The 21382-nt window shown below is 46.4% G+C and carries 16 protein-coding genes; 13 read left to right on the top strand and 3 right to left on the bottom strand.

Translation table 11 applies throughout. The features are described 5' to 3' along the window. The first annotated feature begins 192 nt into the window (after positions 1–192). The 11 genes from LZG72_RS24195 to LZG72_RS24145 all read left to right on the top strand — a co-directional run bounded on the left by LZG72_RS24195 (position 193) and on the right by LZG72_RS24145 (position 11596). Positions 193–1314: an aldose 1-epimerase family protein gene (locus tag LZG72_RS24195; protein ID WP_233877713.1), complete on the top strand. Its 1122-nt coding sequence runs from the start codon at positions 193–195 to the stop codon at positions 1312–1314. A gap of 21 nt (positions 1315–1335) precedes the next feature. Then, positions 1336–2550, top strand: coding sequence for a class I mannose-6-phosphate isomerase (locus LZG72_RS24190; RefSeq protein ID WP_233877712.1), 1215 nt, complete (start codon positions 1336–1338; stop codon positions 2548–2550). Positions 2551–2695: 145 nt separating this feature from the next. Then, positions 2696–3736 (top strand): sugar phosphate isomerase/epimerase, encoded by a 1041-nt coding sequence (locus LZG72_RS24185; RefSeq protein ID WP_233877711.1) that lies wholly within the window; start codon positions 2696–2698, stop codon positions 3734–3736. A gap of 167 nt (positions 3737–3903) precedes the next feature. Further along, the gene (locus LZG72_RS24180) at positions 3904–5064 is read left to right on the top strand and encodes a Gfo/Idh/MocA family protein (RefSeq protein ID WP_233877710.1); all 1161 of its coding nucleotides are present in this window, start codon (positions 3904–3906) and stop codon (positions 5062–5064) included. A 185-nt stretch (positions 5065–5249) separates the two neighbouring features. Then, positions 5250–6752: a sugar ABC transporter ATP-binding protein gene (locus tag LZG72_RS24175; RefSeq protein WP_233877709.1), complete on the top strand. Its 1503-nt coding sequence runs from the start codon at positions 5250–5252 to the stop codon at positions 6750–6752. Positions 6753–6836: 84 nt separating this feature from the next. Beyond that, on the top strand, positions 6837–7784 hold the full coding sequence (locus LZG72_RS24170) for an ABC transporter permease (protein ID WP_233877708.1): 948 nt from the start codon (positions 6837–6839) through the stop codon (positions 7782–7784). Positions 7785–7794: 10 nt separating this feature from the next. Further along, positions 7795–8730, top strand: a complete 936-nt coding sequence (locus LZG72_RS24165; RefSeq protein WP_233877707.1) for a sugar ABC transporter substrate-binding protein — start codon at positions 7795–7797, stop codon at positions 8728–8730. 65 nt (positions 8731–8795) lie between these two features. Next, positions 8796–9029, top strand: coding sequence for an addiction module protein (locus LZG72_RS24160; RefSeq protein ID WP_233877706.1), 234 nt, complete (start codon positions 8796–8798; stop codon positions 9027–9029). A gap of 2 nt (positions 9030–9031) precedes the next feature. Beyond that, on the top strand, positions 9032–9328 hold the full coding sequence (locus LZG72_RS24155; protein ID WP_233877705.1) for a type II toxin-antitoxin system RelE/ParE family toxin: 297 nt from the start codon (positions 9032–9034) through the stop codon (positions 9326–9328). Between the two features lie 114 nt (positions 9329–9442). Next, the gene (locus tag LZG72_RS24150; RefSeq protein ID WP_233877704.1) at positions 9443–10810 is read left to right on the top strand and encodes a Gfo/Idh/MocA family protein; all 1368 of its coding nucleotides are present in this window, start codon (positions 9443–9445) and stop codon (positions 10808–10810) included. A 210-nt stretch (positions 10811–11020) separates the two neighbouring features. Then, entirely contained in the window at positions 11021–11596 is a 576-nt protein-coding gene (locus tag LZG72_RS24145) for a DUF4136 domain-containing protein (protein ID WP_233877703.1), read from the top strand. A gap of 191 nt (positions 11597–11787) precedes the next feature. Here the strand turns inward: LZG72_RS24145 and LZG72_RS24135 are convergent, their stop codons facing one another. Next, entirely contained in the window at positions 11788–16146 is a 4359-nt protein-coding gene (locus LZG72_RS24135) for an efflux RND transporter permease subunit (protein WP_310590571.1), read from the bottom strand. A gap of 54 nt (positions 16147–16200) precedes the next feature. Next, the gene (locus tag LZG72_RS24130) at positions 16201–17589 is read right to left on the bottom strand and encodes a TolC family protein (protein ID WP_233877702.1); all 1389 of its coding nucleotides are present in this window, start codon (positions 17587–17589) and stop codon (positions 16201–16203) included. Between the two features lie 169 nt (positions 17590–17758). Between LZG72_RS24130 and LZG72_RS24125 the strand changes: the two genes are divergently transcribed. Both LZG72_RS24125 and LZG72_RS24120 read left to right on the top strand, forming a co-directional pair. After that, a complete protein-coding gene (locus LZG72_RS24125; RefSeq protein WP_233877701.1) occupies positions 17759–18436 on the top strand; it encodes a response regulator transcription factor in 678 nt (225 codons plus the stop codon). Next, positions 18433–19692 (top strand): HAMP domain-containing sensor histidine kinase, encoded by a 1260-nt coding sequence (locus LZG72_RS24120; RefSeq protein WP_233877700.1) that lies wholly within the window; start codon positions 18433–18435, stop codon positions 19690–19692. The genes LZG72_RS24125 and LZG72_RS24120 overlap by 4 nt, the downstream gene beginning before the upstream one ends. Before the next feature lie 135 nt (positions 19693–19827). Here the strand turns inward: LZG72_RS24120 and LZG72_RS24115 are convergent, their stop codons facing one another. Further along, positions 19828–21285, bottom strand: coding sequence for a hypothetical protein (locus LZG72_RS24115; protein WP_233877699.1), 1458 nt, complete (start codon positions 21283–21285; stop codon positions 19828–19830). Between the last annotated feature and the right edge of the window lie 97 nt (positions 21286–21382).

Below are 21382 nucleotides of genomic sequence, written 5' to 3'. Positions count from 1 at the left end.
TGGGCCACGCATTTCATTTTGAGGATACGGAGGATTTTAATGTGAGGGTTAGGGAGTGGTTGTTGAAAAAATTGTCAAGCTGAGCGGACCGGTCCGCTCAGCTTGACAAAAAGAAGCATTTTCAATATGAATTACATTAAAACAAGGCGTTTTTCGCCTTTTACAATCAGAACAAGATAGTAACAATAAATAATGGAGCGTACCGAATCAATAAATCAGGACTGGAAAGAGAAGGTATCCAATCACATCCAGGTAGGAGGAATTGAAACATCCATACTAGACAATGGGGCTGGAAGAGGTACGCGTATCGCCTGGATAAACACCGGGACCGGATTGCGTTTGAAGGTCGTGATCGACCGGGCTATGGACATTGCGGAGGCTTTTTACAATCAACATAGTCTGGCGTGGATCAGCCACGTGGGCATTACTTCTCCGCAACCGTTTTCGGATAAAGGAATCGACTGGCTGAGGACATTTGGGGGTGGGTTGCTCACTACCTGCGGACTTTCTCACGCCGGCGGACCTGAGTCTGACCAGTTTGGAGACCGTGGACTACATGGTCTGATCGGCAATCAGCCCGCCGAGATTGTTTCGATCATTCAGCCGGATTTGAGAGGAGGTAACCTGGAAATGAGCATTACCGGGATCATCCGTGAAACGCGACCATTCGGGCCAAGTCTTGAACTGAAGAGAACCATTTCGGCGACGCTTCGCAAACCCGGGATCCGGATACATGATGAGGTAATTAATAAGGCCAATACAGCCGCGCCGCACATGTTGCTTTACCATTTCAATTTTGGCTGGCCGCTCGTCGATGAGGGTAGCGAGATACTTTGGAACGGCAAATGGTTCCCGCGTCATGGCGAGGAGAATGCGAAGATCTTTAAAGAGGGAAATGATTTCCGTAAATGTCCCGCACCACTCGAAAGTCATTCAGGCAGCGGCGAAGAAGTAGCATTGATCGATGTGGAGGCCGACATTTTTGGTGACAGCATTTGCGGACTGTACAATGAAAAAATTGGTCTGGCGGTTTCACTGAAATTCAAAAAAGAACAATTACCCTGGCTTGCGAACTGGCAGCATTTCGGGAAAGGCGAGTATGTAACGGGTATCGAGCCGAGTACACATCCGCTATCCGGTCAGGCGAAGGCGCGGGAAGATGGGACGCTGATTTTTCTCCAACCGGAAGAGACGAGGGTGTACGATCTGGAACTGACTGTAATCACGGATGAAAACCTGGAAACTTGGGAAGTCTTTAAGACGGGGTCGCCAAGACTTACCAAGTTTAGAGAACTAAAAAATAACAATAACTAAACCAATTTTTAATACAAAACAATGGGAATTTCAAGTATAGCTGAGAAGGCATTGGAGCAGGGAAAAGGGATTTTACGATTGGCGCCGACCTGGGTACCACGTTCATTTTGTGTTCCGGGACGGAGGATCAAGTTGCATCCGGACGATTACTATGTGCTCGGCGGCGAGCGCGGCGGGATCGACGAACGTTGGTTGTCTTCTACCACTCCTGCCAAAAATGGCCCTTTGACTGGTGAAAATGAGGGATTAAGTGCTGTTGTTTACGACGATGGAAATGGCGAGCAGCAAATTCTGCTGAAAGATGCGGTAGAGGAATTGAAGGGTGCATTGATCGGCGACCGTTTGTGGGACGAATACAAAAGCTGGCCGATGTATTCCAAGTTTTTTGATAACATGGGCCCATTGCCTCACCACATTCACCATAATGACGAGCATGCGGCATTGATCGGTCAGAATGGCAAGCCGGAAGCTTACTATTTTCCGCCACAACTCAACAACCACGGAGGCGATTTTCCTTATACTTTCTTTGGAATTACACCCGGAACGACGAAGGAGCAGATCAAGGAATGTCTGATGAATTTCAATAAAGGCGACAATAAAATCACCAATTACTCATCTGCATTCCGTCTTGAACCAGGGACTGGCTGGGACGTTCCTCCTGGGATGTTACATGCACCAGGAAGCTTATGCACTTACGAGCCGCAAAAAGCTTCGGATGTGTTTGCGATGTATCAATCTCTTGTGAACGAGGCGATTGTTCCCGAAGAATTGCTTTGGAATGGAACTCCGGAAGATCGCAAAGGAGATTACGATCAGCTCATGGAAGTGATTGATTGGGAATTAAATACAAATCCCAATATGCTTGAAACCCGTTTCATGCGTCCGAAATCAGTGAAAGATGATGCGGAAATGGAAGCAGAAGGATACAGCGAAAAATGGGTATGCTACCTGAACGAGGCATTTAGTGCAAAAGAACTTACCGTATTGCCCGGCAAAACGGTAACGATCAAAGATGCAGCTGCTTATGGAATTATCGTCATGCAAGGTCACGGAAAGTTCGGAGAATGGGACATTGAAACACCTGCATTAATCCGCTACGGACAGTTGACGAATGACGAGTTTTTTGTAAGTGAAAAAGCAGCAACGGAAGGCGTTGTAATCAGCAATCCATCAAAAACAGATCCAATTGTAATTTTGAAACACTTTGGACCGGGGAATCCGGATTTGGTATTGTAGGTTTTTTAGCTAAAAGCTTTTAGCCGTTAGCTATTGGCTTTTAGCTTTTTTGATTTGCTCGTAATTCAAGATTATATTTTATTTCAAAACCAAACTAAGCTAATGGCTAACAGCTAAAAGCTAACAGCTTAAAATCCCTTAAACCATGCCTGAAAATAATTATCCTAAACTTCACAATGCCACATGGCCTGGGATTGTGGGGAAAGGTTCCGACGAGGAGCCGATTATTTCTTTTGATACAATGCTTGAAAAAACCGCTGCCGCGGAAGTGGGCGGTGTAAGGTTCGATGGTGTTGATATCGGCCTTTTTGATCCGCACGTAGGCATTTACATGAATACCGACGACGGGGCGAAGCTTCTTGCTGACAAACTGAACGGACTTAACCTGGAAGTGGGAAGCCTTGTAGCCAATGTATGGGCAGGCTCCGCGATGGGAAGTAAAGAGGCACGTGACGAATTTGTGGCTCAGGTGCGTACTGCATGTGTTTTTGGAAAAAAACTCCGGGACCTCGGAATACGCAATGGCGGAGTAATCCGTGTAGATTCTGCATGTTCACCAGAAGCATGGGCCGCCGACCCGGCCGGTAATACGAAGCGAATTGCCGAAACATGGCGGGCTGCTTGCGACGTTGCGGCTGATTTTGGCGAAAAAATTGCTGCAGAAGGTGAAATATGCTGGGGCGGTATGCACAGCTGGAAAACGATGATCGATACTCTTGAAGCAGTGGATCGCCCGAATATGGGTTTCCAGGCGGATATGTCACATACATTTCTTTACCTGCTCGGGTACAATGCGCCTGAACACCGCATTCTGCCCGTCGATTTTCAGTGGAACGATCGTGGGGCACTGGATGAAGGCTTAAAGAAAATGACTGCTGCACTTCGTCCCTGGACATTCGATTTCCATGTCGCCCAAAACGACGGAACCGTTCACGGAACAGGCTCACACGACAAAACGGGCCGCCATTGCCTCGCAACCGATCCGAACGGAAGACTCGACATTACCCATGACGCCGGATACTGGCTGCGCGACGAAAACGGCAACATTACCAAAGCCTTCCGGCACATTTGCTGGGATGGCTGTATGTTCCCGAATGAGGTCATGTACAATCAGCAAACATGGAATGATATCCTCGCTGCATTAGTGAAGGTGCGTCAGGCGCATGGCTGGTATCAGGAGGTTTAGGAGGGAGATGTGAGATGTGAGATGTGAGACGTGAGACGTGAGATGTGAGACGTGAGATGTGAGTTACAAGTGAAAAGTTACGCTGAATCTACTTTTTTGAAAAATACTAACAAAGCTAATAGCTAATAGCTAACAGCTAATGGCTAATAGCCCAAAATATCGAAGCAATGTCAAACAAGAAACAAGTCAGAATTGGATTGATTGGTAGCGGTCTCATGGGGCGCACGCATTCCAATGGATATAAAAGAATTGGAGATTTTTTTCCGGAACTCGAGTACACGCCGGTGTTGCAGGCTGTATGTTCCCGCAACGAAGAAAAAGTAAAAGCATTCGCCGAACAATGGGGATATGCTTCTTACGAAACGGATTGGAAAAAGATCATCGAGCGTGACGATATCGATGCGGTGGACATTTGTACGCCAAACGACATGCATATGGAAATTGCCCTGGCTGCTGCGGCGGCAGGTAAAATGATCCTTTGCGAAAAGCCATTGGCAAGAACGCTCGAAGAAGCAAAAACGATGGTGGAAGCCATTGAAAAGGCAGGAGTCCAAAATACGGTCTGGTATAATTATCGCCGTGTTCCAGCTGTGACTTTGGCCAAGCAAATTGTTGATTCAGGTAAACTGGGACGCATTTTCCATTATCGTGCCAACTTCCTGCAGGACTGGACGATCAGCCCGGATGTGCCGCAGGGTGGTACTGCAACCTGGCGTCTGGATGTGGATGCCGCGGGTTCAGGGGTTACCGGCGATTTGCTCGCGCATTGCATTGATACTGCAATGTGGATCAACGGAGGCATAAAAGACGTATCTGCCGTAACTGAAACGTTTATTAAAGAACGTGTTCATGCAGGCAGCGGTGAAGTACAAAAAGTGGGTATCGATGATGCCTGTATCTTCCATTGCCATTTCGATAATGGTTCGTTAGGTCTTTTTGAATCAACGCGTTATGCGAGAGGCCATAAAGCACTTTATACTTTCGAAATTAACGGTGAGCATGCGTCCATTAAATGGGATTTGCATGATCTGAACCGTCTCGAATACTTCGATCACAGTGACGAATCCATCGTTCGCGGATGGAGATCCATTCTGGTTACCGACAGTGATCAGCCGTACATGAAAAGATGGTGGATCCCTGGAACCAGCATTGGGTACGAACATTCATTTATCCACCAGGTAGCTGACTTTTTCGAAAGCCTGCAAACAGGAAAACCTTGCCAGCCAACATTCAGAGATGCATACGAGACACAAAAAGTCTGCGAAGCTGTTCTGGATTCGGCCGCAGCCAAAGCCTGGAAAGATACCGGAGTAAATTGGGAAGGATAGCGAGCCATTTTGGTCGGCAAATCGGCCGCATCGGCCCGTCGGCCAAAGCCTACGGAAAATGAATCCGGAATGGAAAATCAATTGCCGCCGGCTTCAGCCGACGGAAAATAGAAAAAGGGCTTTAGCTGCATCATGAGATCTAGTTAGAGCCTTTTTTTCTAAAAGAATATAGAATTAAAATAAATATGTCTGATTTCATTCTTAGCGTTCGCAATCTTTCCAAATCATTCTCAGGCATTAAAGCGCTGGATGCTGTTCAGTTCAATCTGAAAAGGGGAGAGGTGCATTCGCTGATGGGTGAGAATGGCGCCGGGAAGTCAACCTTCATGAAGATCCTGATCGGGTTGCTGAAACCTGATTCCGGGGAGATTATTTTTGAAGGACAAAATCTGGAGGAAGGCCATACAGGTGATAAGCTGAAAAAAGGCATTTCGATGATCCACCAGGAACTACTGGTTGTGCCTGAATTGACAGTTGCTCAAAACATATTTTTGGGTAGAGAAAAAAGGGTTTCCGGACGTAATGCGTTTTTTTCGGGTTGGTTAAACGATTCTGACATTAACCGGCCGGCCGCTCAATTAATGGAACAAATGGGTGTGAATATCGCCCCGGATACCAAAATGAAATATTTGAGCGTAGCTCAAATGCAGATGGTCGAGATTGCGAAAGCCATTTCGAATGAGGCTAAAATCATCATCATGGACGAGCCCACGTCGGCCATATCAGACAAGGAAGTCGCAACGCTATTTAATATAATCCGGGACTTAAAGTCAAAAGGAGTCAGTGTCATTTATATTTCACACAAAATGGACGAGATCTTTGCGATTTCGGACACAATTACGGTGCTGAGGGATGGTAAATATGTTGGTTCAAAACCTGCAAATGATCTTGATCGAAATTCCCTGATCTCCATGATGGTAGGGCGGGAGCTGACTCAGATGTTCCCGAAACCGGAGCGGAACTTTGGAAAAGAAGTGCTGGCTGTTCGTGGACTAAGTAAAAAAGGAAAATTCACAAATATACATTTCAATGTCCGCGGCGGAGAAATTCTCGGTCTGGCAGGTTTAATGGGCGCTGGCAGGACTGAGATTGCCAGAGCCATATTTGGTCTGGACAAGCCTGATAGCGGTGAAGTTGTGCTCTCGGGAAATGAAAAAGCAATCCATTCCCCACGCGCAGCATTGAAAAGTGGCATTGGTTATGTGAGCGAAGACCGAAAGGGACTTGGATTTATCCCGGGAATGTCCATTAAGGATAACATGACCCTTTCCAGCATCTTCAGGCACAGGAAAGGTATTTTTATTAATGAAGAAAGTGAGATGTATGCGACAGATCAGATGGTGTTGGATCTGCAGATCAAAACTTCGGGAATTGACAAAAAAGTGACTTTGCTCAGTGGCGGAAATCAACAAAAAGTAGTGATCGGAAGAGTATTATTAGCTTCCCCCGACATTGTTATTCTGGACGAACCAACGCGCGGTGTAGACATTGTGGCAAAATTTGAAATATATAAATTGATCAGAGACCTCACGAAACAAGGAATTGCCATCATTATGATCTCTTCTGAGTTGCCTGAAATCCTGGGGATGAGTGACCGGATACTAGTTCTCTCAAAAGGAAAACAAACCGCGCTGCTTTCCAGAGAAGAAGCAACGCAGGAATTAATCATGAAATACGCAGTAGCGTGATGGCTATCGGCGGTCGGCAGTCGGCAATCAAAAAAAGCCGATAGCTGACTGCCGATAACCGACAGCCCGAAAAATCCCTCTATTATGGAAAAAACGATATCTTCTCGCCTGACCGATTTTGGACGCTATGGTATTTTCCTGGCATTCCTGATCATCTGTATTGTTCTTGCATTCAGTACTCCCAAGTTTTTCACGGTATCCAATCTGATGATCATCGGAACGCAGGTGTCGATCAATGCATTACTTGCATTTGGGGTCACTTTTGTGATTATCACAGGAGGGATTGATCTTTCGCTCGGCTCGATGGTCGCAGTGGCGGGGGTGGTTACGGCTATGTTCGCGCATCCCGACACCTATCCACTGGTCGTACCATTACTGGCCGGGATCGGAGCGGGCGTATTGCTGGGGGCATTTAATGGGTTAGTGATTACAAAAAGTAAAGTGCCTCCGTTCATCGTAACACTCGGTACCATGACGATCGGGCGGGGATTAGCATTGATTTTGAGCAAAGGCAGGCCGATTTCCAACTTATCTGATTCATTCAATTTCATCGGTGGCGGAACTGTTTTCGGCGTTCCATTCCCGATCGTTATCCTCATACTAGCATTTATCATTTGCTCGGTGGTACTAAACAAAACGATTTTAGGGCGCTATATGTATGCGGTCGGTGGCAACGAACCTGCGGCGAGGGCCTCGGGAATCCATGTAACGAAGGTCAAAATGTGGGTTTATACGATTTCCGGGCTACTTTCGGCGATAGGCGGGATTTTACTGACATCCCGGATTACCACGGGACAGCCAAATGCAGGTGCAGGTTTTGAACTGGATGCCATTGCCGCCGCCATTATCGGAGGCACAAGTACTTCCGGCGGGACGGGCACAATGACGGGTACCCTGATCGGCGCATTACTTATAGGAGTAATTGGCAATAGCCTGGATCTGCTGAATGTAACTTCTTATTACCAGCAGGTAGTGATGGGCGTTATCATTATCGGGGCGGTTGTTTTGGATGGTTTAGGTAAAAAAGATTAAAAAACAGTTTATGAAAATCAATACAGTAGTATCGTTTTTGCTTTCTGGTGCAGTGCTTTTTGGCTGTAACGGCTCGACCGACGAGAAAGCCGGAGACGGTGAAAAACTTGTGATTGGCGCCACCATGCTGAGTATGCAAAATGAATTCATCGTGAATGTGAGCGATGAAATGGAGGCAAAGGCAAAAGAACTTGGAGTGAAATTGATCACGGTTGATGCGGAACGTTCCGCTTTGAAGCAGGTAGAACAGGTTGAAAGCTTTATCGCCCAGGGGGTGAGCGCCATTATCATGAATCCATGCGAAGTGGAGGCGAGTTCTCCGGCTGTAAAGCTGGCATTGGACGCCAAAATACCGATCATAAATGTAAACTCAGAAACGAGTGCCAAACCGACGGCATTCGTAGGTTCCGATGACACCGAATCCGCGAGGATAGCGATGAAATACATTGCCCAGAGGCTGGGTGGAAAAGGAAACATTTTAATGATGCATGGCTTTATGGGTCAGGCGGCGCAGATCAAAAGAGATAACGGTGCGAAGGAAGTTTTAAAAGCAAACCCAGGCCTGAAACTTCTGGCAGAACAAACCGGCGAATGGGACCGCGCAAAAGCAATGTCATTGACGGAAAACTGGATACAATCCTATGGAAATCAGGTTAATGCGATTTTTGCGCACAATGACGAAATGGGAATGGGTGCCGTGAAAGCGTTGGAGGCCGCAGGTCTTAAGAATAAAGTGCTGGTAGTGAGCGTAGACGCAATCCCGGACGCATTACAAGCCGTAAAAAAAGGAACGCTGGACGCCACGGTTTTTCAGAATGCAAAAGAGCAGGGAAGTAAAGCCATCGAAACAGCTGTTAAAGCAGCAAAAAAGGAAGCATTTGACAAGGAAGTTTTGATTCCTTTTCAGTTGGTGACGAAAGACAATGTCGGGGAGTTTTTGAAATAGTAAGATAGGATACACGTTAATTTATGAATAACTTTAATTGTTTCTAATTTTATACGACTTGCATTATGGCTGCAACATATCACATACGAATCAAGAAGGATTATGCGGCTGCTTTAATTGAGGATCTTCAAAAAGTAGATGCGGTTGAGCTGATTGAAGTAGATAATGGAGATGATTTTGAAATCCCACTTTGGCAAAAAGAAACAGTTCTTAATCGCTTAAAAGATGCAAAAGAGCATCCGGAAAAATTAATCTCCTGGGATGAAGCAAAGCTACGGATCAACAAACTGGGCAATTGAGCATGAGTTTTGAGATTGTTCTTGTCCAGAATGCAATCGACGATATAGAAGCCGCTGTCACGTATTACAATGATGAACTGGCCGGGCTGGGTAACAGGTTTCTGAATCAAGTAGATAGTACAATCAAAAGGATAACAGACGCACCGTTTATTTATTCTGTCAGATATGCGAATATAAGGTGCGCAGGTATTTGGCGGTTTCCTTTCCTGATTCATTTCAATATTGACGAAAGTCTCAGTAAGATTTTCATTTTAGCCGTTTATAGCACTCACCAGCAGCCGCTTTGGGAAACTAAATAGCTAACGTCAGACTCAAGAGAACTTTTCGATAGTAAACATCCCCAAAAACATCCTTTCTATAAGCGTCCACATACCTGGGCGCTTTTGTGTTTTTAATCACCAACCATTCAATTCATGAATAATTTCAACATCAACCGCCGCCACTTCCTGCACGGCGCGACTGCTGCATTGGCGCTTTCTACTTTTGGAGCGAGAGGAATGGATTTGATTAATCCGCCTAAAACGCTTCGGGTTGGTTTGATCGGTACAGGCTGGTATGGCAAAAGTGATTTATTCAGGTTGATACAAGTAGCTCCGGTTGAGGTAGTTGCACTTTGTGACGTGGACAAAAACCAGTTGAATGAGGCTGGTAAGCTGGTGAGCCAGCGCCAGAAATCGGGTAAGGTGCCGAAATTATATGGTGATTACCAGAAGTTGCTTTCAGAAAATCAGTTGGATATCGTGCTCATCGGCACTCCGGACCATTGGCACGCATTGCAAATGATCGACGCTGTAAAAGCGGGTGCCCACGTGTATGTTCAAAAGCCCATTAGTGTAGACGTGATGGAAGGCGAGGCAATGGTAGCAGCAGCCCGCAAATATAAAAAGGTTGTTCAGGTTGGGACGCAGCGCAAAAGCACACCCCATTTGATTGATGCAAAGAAAAATATCGTAGACGCAGGTTTGCTGGGTAAAATTTCTCACGTTGAAATGTGCTGTTACTACCATATGAGGAATAACGGAAATCCGCCTGTGGAAGCTGTTCCTGATTTTCTTGATTATGAAAAATGGACAGGTCCCGCACCGCTGAGACCTTACGATGGAATCCCGCATGTTCGCTGGTGGCGGACATTTATGGAGTATGGAAATGGCATTACCGGAGATATGTGCGTGCACATGTTCGACACGGTACGCTGGATGCTCAAATTAGGCTGGCCTACAAAGATCAGTTCGACAGGAGGTATTTATGTGCAAAAAGAAGGTAAATCCAATATTTCAGATACACAGTCTGCCATTTTTGAATATCCGGAGCTGAACTGTGTTTGGCAGCATCGCACCTGGGGAACGCCTAATAATCCCGATTACCCCTGGTCATTTACGCTTTATGGTGAAAAAGGAACTTTGTGGGCGAGTACCATGGCCTATGATTTCATCCCGCAGGGAAAAGGTGAAAAAATCCATAAAGATGTGGTTTTTGAAAAGGAAAAATATCCGGAAGACCTGAAAGAAGACAAGATCGAATTGAATGCAGCCCCTGCAACACGTTTGCACATGCTGGACTTCCTGAGTGCAATCGATAACAACACGAAGCCAGTGGCTGATATTGAAGAAGGTCATATTTCCACGGCAAGTTGCATTCTCGCAAATCTTTCCATGAAAACCGGCAGACCTATTGTATATGATCCTGTAAAACGCGAAATTGTAGGTGACAGAGAAGCAAATGGCTTGTTAGCACGGTCTTACCGCTCTCCATACAAGCACCCAGACTATAAAAATGTCTAGAAGATGATCTAAAATCTTGTGGTCCCCAATAACTTCCCAGTGCACGCGTCCGGTTATTCCGTGCGCGTTTTTTTTTTGTGAAAAAATGAAATTTTAACAACGATATACCAATGCGGATTGTTTATAAGTTTAATAGATGTTTTCCGACTATTTAAACCTTTTGCTATCGGAAAGTGTCAAATAACCAGTAAACTAAACGTTCAAAGAAAAATGAAAAGCATAGTGAAGTTGATAAAATCCGCCGGCGTGGCGGTTGTGGCGGGAGTCTTGATCATGGCATGCAGCCAGGCGCTCCAGGTAAGTTACGATTACGATTCTTCGGTTAACCTCAAACAATTCAAAACTTTCAAGGTAGAGGCAGAACATAACATGCAAACTGACCCGCTTTTGGGTAGTGAATTGAACCGGAGAAGATTGGGAGATGCAGTAGTGGAAGTGATGGAAGCCAAAGGCTACAAAATGGATACTAAAAATCCGGAGCTAATTGTACGGTTCATGACGGATGTGAAAGACCGCCAGCAAGTTCGTTCCAATAATATGTATTCGCCCTATATGTGGTGGTACGGGGGCGGAAACAATATTTCCACCTACAATTACCAGGAAAGTCGCTTTATCCTGAATATCTATCAGAAAAATAGCGACCGGATGATCTGGCAGGGTTGGGCTTCGGGAAAAGTGAAGGCTCCAACCAAAAAGGATGACCGCGAAAGTATGGTGAAAAACACCATGTCAGACATTCTGAAAACTTTCCCGGAAGCCACACTGGATACGTATAGTAGGAAATAAATTGCCAGATCGGCGCGAAGCTCAGCTTCGTGCCGGTTATGTGAAGGCCTCCGGCCGGTCTGAGTCAGCGATTTGCGACTTGTTCCGGCCGGAGGCCTTTTAATAGCTTCCCCGAAGCACAGCTTCGCGCCAACTTCGGCGCAACTTTCGCACCATTATCATCTCACATCTCACGTCTCACGTCTCACATCTCACAAACTCCCCCCATCCCGATATTCTTCCGATGCTTTCTTCACAATCGCATCTCCCTCATGCAAATCGCCAAAAACCTCCACCAGCGTATCTACGACAGTTCCTCTTTTCACAGAAACCCATTCCGCTTTTTTATTCACGTCACGGATCACGAAAACCCGCTCGCTGGAATTTACGACAGATGTGGTTGGTACAAATAATGTGTTGGAAGTCCGTTCCGTATTCAATAAAACCTGCGCGTACATACCCGCTTTTAGTTCATTTGAACGGTTATCAACATCAAATTCCGTCATCATGGAGCGGTTTTCTTCCGAAAGTGTTCTTGAACTTCTTGCGTAAATCGCTTTGTACACTTTCTCGGGACTGGCTGAAACGGTAAAGCTAATTTCACCTTTGTTGGGAATTGCACTCGAAAGGTTTTCAGGAATAGCCAGTGTCAAACGCAATTTGGTATTGTCTTCCAGAATAAATAGTGGTTTCGCGCCGCTTTCGCCCGGTCCTACCAATGCACCCGGGCTGATGTTTCGCTCTGTAATAATCCCGTCGAACGGTGCGGTCACCGTCAGGTACCTTGCCAGTTCCGATTTCGTTTCCATATGTGATTTTGCAGCCTGCACATTGCCTCTGGCAACCGCCATGGCTGCACTGTCAGTCGTAGCTTTTGCTCTTGCCAGATCCAGTTCGTTGAGTGAAACCGCGCCTTCTGTTTTATTAGTTTTGATTAACCGACTGTATGTGAGCGAGCTAGCCTGAAAACGTGTTGTGATCTCATGCAGGGAAGCTTCTGAAGCAATCACCTGCGCTTTTGCCTGGCTTAATTCAGACATCACTTCCGGCGCTTCCAGAACCGCCAGTACCTGACCTTTTCGAACCATCGTTCCACGGTCCACATTCACCGTTTTTACAAATCCCTTCACTTTTGGATGAATGCTCACTTTGTTCCAGGGTTTCAATTCTCCCGGCAACGCGATTTGCTTGGCAGGTTTCATGCTTTTGACATAAGCCAGCTCAACAGTGGGTGCTTTCTCAGCCGTTTCTTCACGCTTTTCACTCGTCTCAGCTTCCGAACTGCAGGAAATGGCGCCGGCAGCGAAGATGAGAATCATCAGGTAGGATTTCAGGGAGTTCATTGAAATGGATGTTTGAAGTTTTTTACGGAAAAAGTTGCTTTCTGGATCTTCTGGGTCCAGGGATACGGAATGGATGGATGCTTTTCGCTGCACCATTGTGAAGACTGCCGGAAGGATTAGTAATGAAGCTAATGTCGAGGCAATCAAGCCACCGATTACCGCCTGGCCCAGCGGTGCGATCTGGTCGCCGCCCTCGCCAAGTCCCGACGCCATCGGAATCATACCTGCGATCATCGCGATACTGGTCATCAGAATAGGGCGGATCCGGCTGCCGGCTGCCAGGAATACGGCCTCTTTTGCATCATTCAGCTTCAAACGAATGTTTTCCGCATTGGTAACCATTAAAATCGCATTTGCCACCGATACGCCGACCGACATAATCAAGCCCATATACGATTGCAAGTTGAGGGTAGCGCCGGTTAACAATAGTAATCCGATTGATCCCACTACTACCGCAGGAATCGTGGAAAGTACCACAAGTGAAAGCTTAAATGACTGATATGTAGCCGACAACAATAGGAACATAATGACAATCGCGATCAGTAACCCGGTTTGAAGGCTGCCCAAAGTCTCGGATAAAAGATCGGATTGTCCTTTCAACTCTACCAAAACACCACGCGGAGGTTCACCGGCATTTTTAATCGCGTTTTGCACGGCCGTCGTCGCGGCACCAAGGTCTTTTTTGTGAATATTGGCAGTTACGGTTACCAATCTGTTTGGCCCGGCGCGGTCGTATTCACCCGGGGCTGTTTTTTCAGAAAATGTGGCTACATCAGCGAGTAATGGGTTACTTACTCCCGTTTTCAAAGGAATATTGCCAATGTCTTCCACAGAGGTCATCTGGTATTCCGGTATCTGAACCTGCACCTGGTAGGCAAGGCCTTTTGCATCGTCGAGCCAAAGATTTTTATCCGTAAAACGGCTGGAAGAAGTCGCAGCTACCATCGATCTGGCCACCTGGGTTGAAGTAATGCCCAATTGTCCGGCGCGCTCGCGGTTGATTTCCACGTTCAGAACGGGATATTCCAATGGTTGTGCGATTTGCACATCACGCAGGAATGTGATCTGCTCCATTTCTTTCTGGATTTTTTTAGCAAATCTTCCTGCTTCTTCCACATCTTTTGCGGCCACACTTACTTCGATCGGAGTGGAAGCTCCCTGGCTCATGATTTTATCAACAAGCTCGATGGGTTCGAATGAAATAGCGAGCGAGGGGATTTCTTTTTTAATCCTTTCTCTGAGTTTTTCCTTCAACGCATCCATTTTTACTGGAAAATCTTCGTGAAGTGAAACCTGCAAAACCGCCTCGTGCGGGCCGCTGTTGAATACAAAAATGTTGGAAGTACCATAGCTGGAAGGCACCGTGCCGACATAGGCCGACGAAATTTCGACATGATCTTTGCCGACTTCAGACTTAATCAGATCCAGTACTTTTAATGTAGCCGTTTCTGTACGCTCCACACGTGTACCGTCGGGTACCCGCAAACGCATTTGAAACTGGTGACTATTTGCTTTTGGCAAAATATCCGTCCCGATCAAAAAAAATCCGCCGACGATCAATGCGATGGTACCGACCAGATATACCGGAACGACGAACGATCCCCGGTTCATAATTCCCTCCAAAAAACCGATATACCTTCTCTTGAATTTTTCAAAGCCAGTTGGCGGGAGTGACGGGTGAACACCTTCTTCGATGACATCATTAATTTCCCGGCTGTCGAGCGCGAGGGTAGGAGCTTCGTGATGCGGATGGTCTTTCAAAAGCCAGTTTGCCAAAACGGGAACCAGTGTTTGGGATAATAAAAAGGATGCGATCATCGCAAAACCCACCGCCAGCGATAATGGTAAAAACATAGACCGCGGAATGCCGCTCATGACAAATGAAGGTGCAAAAACCGCCAGAATCGCGAGTAAGATCAAAAACTCCGGAAATGCGATTTCCTTACAGGCATCCCAGATCGCCTCTTCTTTCGGCTTGCCCATTTCCTGATGCTGGTGAATATTTTCAATGGTAACTGTCGCCTGATCAACCAAAACTCCGATTGCGAGCGCCAAACCGCTCAATGTCATGATGTTAATGGTTTGGCCAAACAGGTTCATCAAAATCACTGCGGACAAGATGGAGATCGGGATCGTCACGACCACGATGATCACACTGCGCCAGTCGCGAAGGAAAAGCAGTACCATCAGACCCGTCAATAATGCGCCCAGAATACCTTCGGTAATAAGGCTTTTCAGAGAGTTTGTTACGTAAACGGATTGGTCGAATTCATAGGAAATCTTCACATCTTCCGGCACCGCATTTCGCAGTTGCGGCAATGCGGCGCGAATGTTGTTCACCACGTCCAATGTGGAAGCATCCGATTTTTTAACAACAGGAATGTAAACCGCCCGCCGGCCATTGATCAATGCGTAACTCACGGTCACATCGGCGCCATCTTCCACGGTACCCACATCCCGGATAAATACGGTCGGGCCGGCACCAATGCGAATCGGGATGTTGAGAAAATCTTCAGGTTTTTTGATCAGTGAGTTCACCGGCGTCATCAGAGTCCGGTCACCCATTCGGATGTTACCGGCAGGCGAAGGCTGGTTATTGGTAATAATGGATTTAATAATTTCCTCGGGAGTAAGGTGGTAACTCCTGATCCGCTCGGGGTCGACGCGGATTACAATGGTACGTTGATTACCTCCGAATGGCGGGGGGCTGGAAACACCTTCGATCCGGCTGAACATCGGACGAACCCGCGACGAAGCAAAATCCTGGATTTCGTTTAATGACCGGGAGGAACTTTCGAAAACCATTTGACCGATGGGTACGGAGCTGGCATCGAAACGAACAACCTGCGGAGGCACCGTACCTTCGGGCATATACGCTTTCGCCCGCGAAACGTTGTTGGCAACTTCGGCGGCGGCCTGCGCCATGTCGGTACCCGGGTAGAATGAAAGTTTGATCAGTGATAATCCCTGGATCGTTTTTACATCCACGTCACGAATCCCCGAAACGTAGAGAAAGTGGTCCTGGTAACGGGTGGCGATGAAACCGTCCATTTGGTCGGGCGCCATACCACCATAAGGTTGCACGACGTAAATGGTTGGTAAATCGAGGTTTGGGAAAATGTCGACCGGAATGCTGCGGATCGACAGAACGGAAAAGAAGAGAATGCCTATGACAACCACCACAATGGAAATGGGTTGCCTCAGAGCGGTTCGAATGAGTTGGTACATACTAACTTACGTTATGATAATGATTTGATGTTGGACTTTGTCAGGGTGACAATTCTAATTCGCAACCTGATTGAGAAATATGCTCAAATCGCCGGCGGCGGCGGCTTTCATGAGCAGCGCGCGCCACACATTGCCATTGGTCACGAATTTGTCCACTTCGGCGCGGTTAAGTGCATTTACACTTTGCGCGAGTGTGAAAAGATCGGTTAGTCCGCTTTGATATCTTGCTTGTGCCTGATTGAATGCACGTTGCGCCGCATTAAGCTGTACCGGGGTGAGCCTGGCCTGTTCCAGTGAAAGCTGCAATTGCATCTCCGCCTCGCGCGACTGGCGATCTACCTGCAGTTTTTGGGTTTGATATAATTCCTTAAATCGCTCGACCTGGAATTGCTCCGTTTTGTAATCATTCCGGACTTTCAGAATGTTCGTCAGGTTCCACCGCGTAGAAATGCCAAATAAGTAGTTGTAAACCTGATAATTAACCCCACTGACGAAATCGGTACGGAAGGAATCGTCTTTGTTGGAAACCCCCGAACCACGCGCCCAACCGGCACCGAGAATGGAAACCGACGGCAGATACGATCTTTTTACAGCCAGACTTCTCGCATTGGAAGCATCGATCTGCGTCTGCGAAAAGCGTAATGCAGGATTTTTAAGATAAGAATCAACCTGATTGGTCACTGCGGGCAAAATGGAATAGAAACCCATACTATCCACCTCGATGCTGTCACGGATTTGCCCGGTCAGCTCGGTAAGTCTTAATGCCTGCGCTTTTTCGGAACGCTGACTTTCCAAAAGCGACAGTCTGGCTTTTGCGTATTCCGCGGCGGCGAGTGAACTATCCACGCCCGGACGCATTCCCGAGCTCACCGCCGCATCCGTAACCTGCTTAAAAACAAGTGCTCTTTTAAGGTTTTGCCGCTGCGCATCAACCAGCTTTTGATTGATCAATAACACAAGATAAGCATCGGCAATGCGCACCTGATGTTGAAAAAGCTCGTTTTCATAATCAGCCTGGGTTCTGGTCAGGTCTGCTTTTGCTGCATTTACATTGGCTTTGACTTTACCAAAATTAAACACCCGCCAGTCTACTAATGCCGTCGTGAAACTGCCAAAAACACCCGTGTAAATGTTTTCGGGCCGGATGCCGCCGGATGGAGAAATGGCGCTGCCTTCATTTGGCCAAAATGCTCCTGCGACACTATTATTGGTTGAAAATGTGTATTGGTCCTGAATAACCAATGTGGGCAGGTAATCTGTCTTGACCGATTTGATACGCATTTCTGCGCTTCGGATCTCGGCTTGTTTCGATTTCAGAAACGGGAAGTTCAGGGTGCCTTCTTCCAGGACCTGCTGCAGTTTCACGGTTTGTGCGTTGGCCGCAAAACCGGGTAGCAGAAAGGCGATGGCGAGATAGGAGAATGTTTTTCTTAGGCAAAACATGGATTGTTTTTTGGGGAAGAGGAAATAAAATTTTCAGTGAAATTAGAGGCCAATTCTGGAAACATTTGGGAAAACAGGCCATTGGAAGCGGTTCTGACAGAATTTATTAACTTCCCAAATGTTTCCAATTTCGCGGTCTATTTTTGTCCGATCCCTTTTATAGCGAAGAATGAAAATATTAGTAGTAGAAGATGAAAAAGGTCTCGCCGAAAGCATTACCGATTATTTGACGAAGGAGGGATTCATATGCGAGGTGGCGAACACATTTTGGCAGGCCGACGAAAAGATCAGTTTATACCGTTACGACTGCACGATCGTGGATCTCACATTACCTGATGGTGAAGGTTTCGACATTATCCAAACATTGAAAAAGATCGCTGCGACGACGGGAATCATCATTATTTCAGCCAGAAATACATTGGAAGACAAGATCCGTGGCCTGGAAATCGGATCGGACGATTACATGACCAAGCCATTTCACTTGTCCGAGTTAAATGCGCGAGTCAAATCCCTGATCAGGCGGCGCCATTTTGGAGGTAATAATGATATGATCTGGAAAGAAATCCGCGTTCAGCTGGCTGCCAGGAAGGTTTTTATACATGATAGGGAAGCTCTCATTTCGAGGAAGGAATACGATTTATTGCTTTATTTTCTCTCTAATATAGACGTCGCACTTACCAAGGAATCGATCGCGGAGCACCTTTGGGGCGATCATATGGATTCTTCCGATTCGCTCGATATGGTGTATTCGCATATCAAAAATCTCAGACGGAAAATCGTTGAAAGAGGAGGAAAAGATTACATTCAATCCATTTACGGAATAGGTTACAAATTTACAGCACCTTGAAACTGCTCCAAAAAACAAGTCGGATCTACCTCGCAGCCTCGCTGGTGACCTACCTGGTGGTGGGGATCGCCTTTTACTGGATCATTAAATTCATTATCTACGACGAGGTTGAGAGCCGGCTCATGGTCGAAAAGCAGGATTTTGAAACATACATCCGCGCAAACGATATGTGGTCGAGTAACTCATATTTTGTCGAGAATAAGATCGAGGCACATCCGGTTTTTGGAAAGTTTAAAAATGAGGTGGTTTTTACAGATACGCTGATCCGCAACCGGTATGAGGAAAGTGTCGATCCATTCAGGCAGGTCAGTTTCTATACGCTGATCGGCGGCACACCTTACCGGGTTTCGATCCGCAAATCGATGATCGAATCGTATAAATTGATCGAGGCGATTTCGGCAACGATGATCACCTGTCTTGCGCTATTGATGGTCGGCATGTTTTTCTTTCAGCGGCGTCTTTCCGGACAATTATGGCAGCCATTTTATGATTCGCTTTCAAAAATCAAAAACTTTGATTGGACAAGAAATGAGAAGCTGTCGCTGACCCGGAGTGAGATCACCGAATTCAATGAACTGGAAGATGTCATGGAAAAAATGGCTTCAAAAATGCAGCATGATTATAAAAGTCTGCGGGAATTCACGGAAAATGCTTCACATGAAATCCAGACGCCTCTGGCGCTGATCAATGCACGGGTCGAACAGTTTATTCAGTCGAAAGATCTTGGAGAAAATCATACGTACTGGATTGAAGAGATTTATCACGCGGCCAGAAGAATGTCGCGCCTTAATCAGGGGCTTTTGCTTTTGGCCAAGATTGAAAATCAGCAGTTTACGGATCAGGAGGAAATTGATCTGTCAGAATTGATAAAAGACAAAATAAAAGATTTTGAAGACATCATCCATCATAAAAACATCCGGGTCGACTTTAAAATAGAAGGCAGCTTTGGTCGGCTCATGTCGCCATCGCTCGCAGATATTTTGCTGAGTAATCTGTTAAACAATGCCATTAAACACAATCATACTGACGGAACGATCACCATTGAGGCGGGCGAGCACTATCTCGAAATCAGTAATTCAGGTAGCGTATTAAAAGGTAATCCCGAACGGTTATTCGAAAGGTTTAAAAAGGAATCGACCGGTACCGAATCGCTCGGGCTTGGGCTGGCGATTGTGAAGCAGATTTGTGATAATTATAATCTGCAGATTGCATATAATACCAGCGATTCGATGCATACCATATTAATTTCAAAGTAGTGGGCGCTAAGCTACGCTTCGTGCCTGCTATGTTCAGGCCTCTGGCCGGTGTTCACAAGTACGAAAATGTATCTGCAAGTATGACCGGCCGGAGGCCTACAAATATAAATGGCGAAGCTACAGCTTCGCAAACGCTTACATAGCAACCTTCTGCAACTCCGCATTCAACGCCCGGTTGTCGGGGAATTCCTGCGGGATCCAGCGGTTTACAACTTTACCGGCGGAATCGAGCACCAAGTAAGGATACCGGATGTCAATCGCATATTTCTCTTTCAGCAATTCAATATTTTCATCGGAGGCCCACAAATGCTTCACATTGGGGCGGGCTTTCGCGTATTGTTTCCAGGTTGAAAGTGCAAAACCCGGCGCCACAGACACGTAAACGAAAGTCACTTTGCTGCCGAACTTGTCCTCCAAAGCTTTTAATCCGGGTTCGTGCTGGCCGATGCTGAACGAAAATACCATGCAAACCGGCTTTCCTTGCAGCGATGAAACGGTAACCGCAGTGCTGTCTACGCCAAGTAAGGTCACATCAGAAATCGCAGATCCGGGTTTCAAAGATTCTTTGGTTTGGATCAGCTTGGTGATGTATTCGGAATGGGGAGATTGCGGAAATGTGGCCTTATAGTCTTCCAAAAGTGCTTTACTGGTTTCGATCGTCGGAATTGCGGTTGCGGCATAATTGAGCCAGTAGGTTAGCAGATATTCCTTTTGTTTGGGATAATTCGCCAGTTTTTCCTTGCTGAATGCATATACATCTTTTATGGCTTCCGGGCTGAGCTCGTAGCGGCTGTCAGCTTGTAACGGGAATTTCCGGGTAGACGGAATGAGTGCCCAGTTTCTTAATTCATCCCGATATGCCTGGCTGAGCAAAGCATCATCAGACTGTATTTTGAAATCGGATAAAGTAAAATCTTCCAGCTCTTTTTTCTGCGCATCATCCAGTCGGGCTACGCGGTTGCGGCGCATCATGCGTTCCTGGATCGCCCGGCGTGTTACGGATGGTTCGGTCGCTGTTGTCGCCAGTACATAAGCTTCAAATGCAGGAACAGCCGGATTCGCAGTTTTGAATTTCTCAAACGCTTCCAACCTGACCTTTTTTAAACTATCACTTTGTACAACTACACTTTTATTATCAACCTGAGATGGTTTATAGCCAAACACCGGCAAATATTGATACTGATTTTCAAGGAAGTAGTTTTTCAGGAACGTCTGATAATTCGCATTCTTGCCGGTAAACGTTACATCGCCATTGTCTCCGAAATTGATGGAAAGATCATCGCCAGGTTGCAAAAACAGCATCCAGGTTTTGTTCACAGCCCCGCCGCCATATTGCAGGCGCATCATTTTCGGCTCGTTCAACTGGATTACTGCTTTCTCTGAAGTCTTTTCATTGAAATTGACAGACACGACAGGTTCCAGCTTTACATCGGCAAGCCCGATGCCCAGGTTGGGGTGGAAATGAACATCTTCGCTGATCAACGTGACATTTGCCGGGCCTTGTTTTGAGGCAGTAAGGGTTATAGTTGCGGTATTTTGGGCTTTTACGAATAAACTTGTAAAAATCAATATCAGTAGTGTAGCGTTTCTCATTTTGTATATAGTATGAATGGATGGTCTTTACATAAATTGTAAAAACTGTGCCAATATACGTACATGAAGTCTCATTAGTCTTTACTTCCTTTAACTT

Source organism: Dyadobacter sp. CY323 (genome assembly GCF_021390245.1).
Taxonomy (GTDB): Bacteria; Bacteroidota; Bacteroidia; order Cytophagales; family Spirosomataceae; genus Dyadobacter.
The sequence above is the reverse complement of the archived record's forward strand: the minus strand, read 5'-3'. Positions and strand labels throughout refer to the sequence as shown.

Excerpts from the sequence above, each read along its gene's own strand:
- LZG72_RS24195 (WP_233877713.1), top strand. The coding sequence starts at position 193 with ATGGAGCGTACCGAATCAATAAATCAGGACTGGAAAGAGAAGGTATCC.
- LZG72_RS24190 (WP_233877712.1), top strand. The coding sequence starts at position 1,336 with ATGGGAATTTCAAGTATAGCTGAGAAGGCATTGGAGCAGGGAAAAGGG.
- LZG72_RS24185 (WP_233877711.1), top strand. The coding sequence starts at position 2,696 with ATGCCTGAAAATAATTATCCTAAACTTCACAATGCCACATGGCCTGGG.
- LZG72_RS24180 (WP_233877710.1), top strand. The coding sequence starts at position 3,904 with ATGTCAAACAAGAAACAAGTCAGAATTGGATTGATTGGTAGCGGTCTC.
- LZG72_RS24175 (WP_233877709.1), top strand. The coding sequence starts at position 5,250 with ATGTCTGATTTCATTCTTAGCGTTCGCAATCTTTCCAAATCATTCTCA.
- LZG72_RS24170 (WP_233877708.1), top strand. The coding sequence starts at position 6,837 with ATGGAAAAAACGATATCTTCTCGCCTGACCGATTTTGGACGCTATGGT.
- LZG72_RS24165 (WP_233877707.1), top strand. The coding sequence starts at position 7,795 with ATGAAAATCAATACAGTAGTATCGTTTTTGCTTTCTGGTGCAGTGCTT.
- LZG72_RS24160 (WP_233877706.1), top strand. The coding sequence starts at position 8,796 with ATGGCTGCAACATATCACATACGAATCAAGAAGGATTATGCGGCTGCT.
- LZG72_RS24155 (WP_233877705.1), top strand. The coding sequence starts at position 9,032 with ATGAGTTTTGAGATTGTTCTTGTCCAGAATGCAATCGACGATATAGAA.
- LZG72_RS24150 (WP_233877704.1), top strand. The coding sequence starts at position 9,443 with ATGAATAATTTCAACATCAACCGCCGCCACTTCCTGCACGGCGCGACT.
- LZG72_RS24145 (WP_233877703.1), top strand. The coding sequence starts at position 11,021 with ATGAAAAGCATAGTGAAGTTGATAAAATCCGCCGGCGTGGCGGTTGTG.
- LZG72_RS24135 (WP_310590571.1), bottom strand. The coding sequence starts at position 16,146 with ATGTACCAACTCATTCGAACCGCTCTGAGGCAACCCATTTCCATTGTG.
- LZG72_RS24130 (WP_233877702.1), bottom strand. The coding sequence starts at position 17,589 with ATGTTTTGCCTAAGAAAAACATTCTCCTATCTCGCCATCGCCTTTCTG.
- LZG72_RS24125 (WP_233877701.1), top strand. The coding sequence starts at position 17,759 with ATGAAAATATTAGTAGTAGAAGATGAAAAAGGTCTCGCCGAAAGCATT.
- LZG72_RS24115 (WP_233877699.1), bottom strand. The coding sequence starts at position 21,285 with ATGAGAAACGCTACACTACTGATATTGATTTTTACAAGTTTATTCGTA.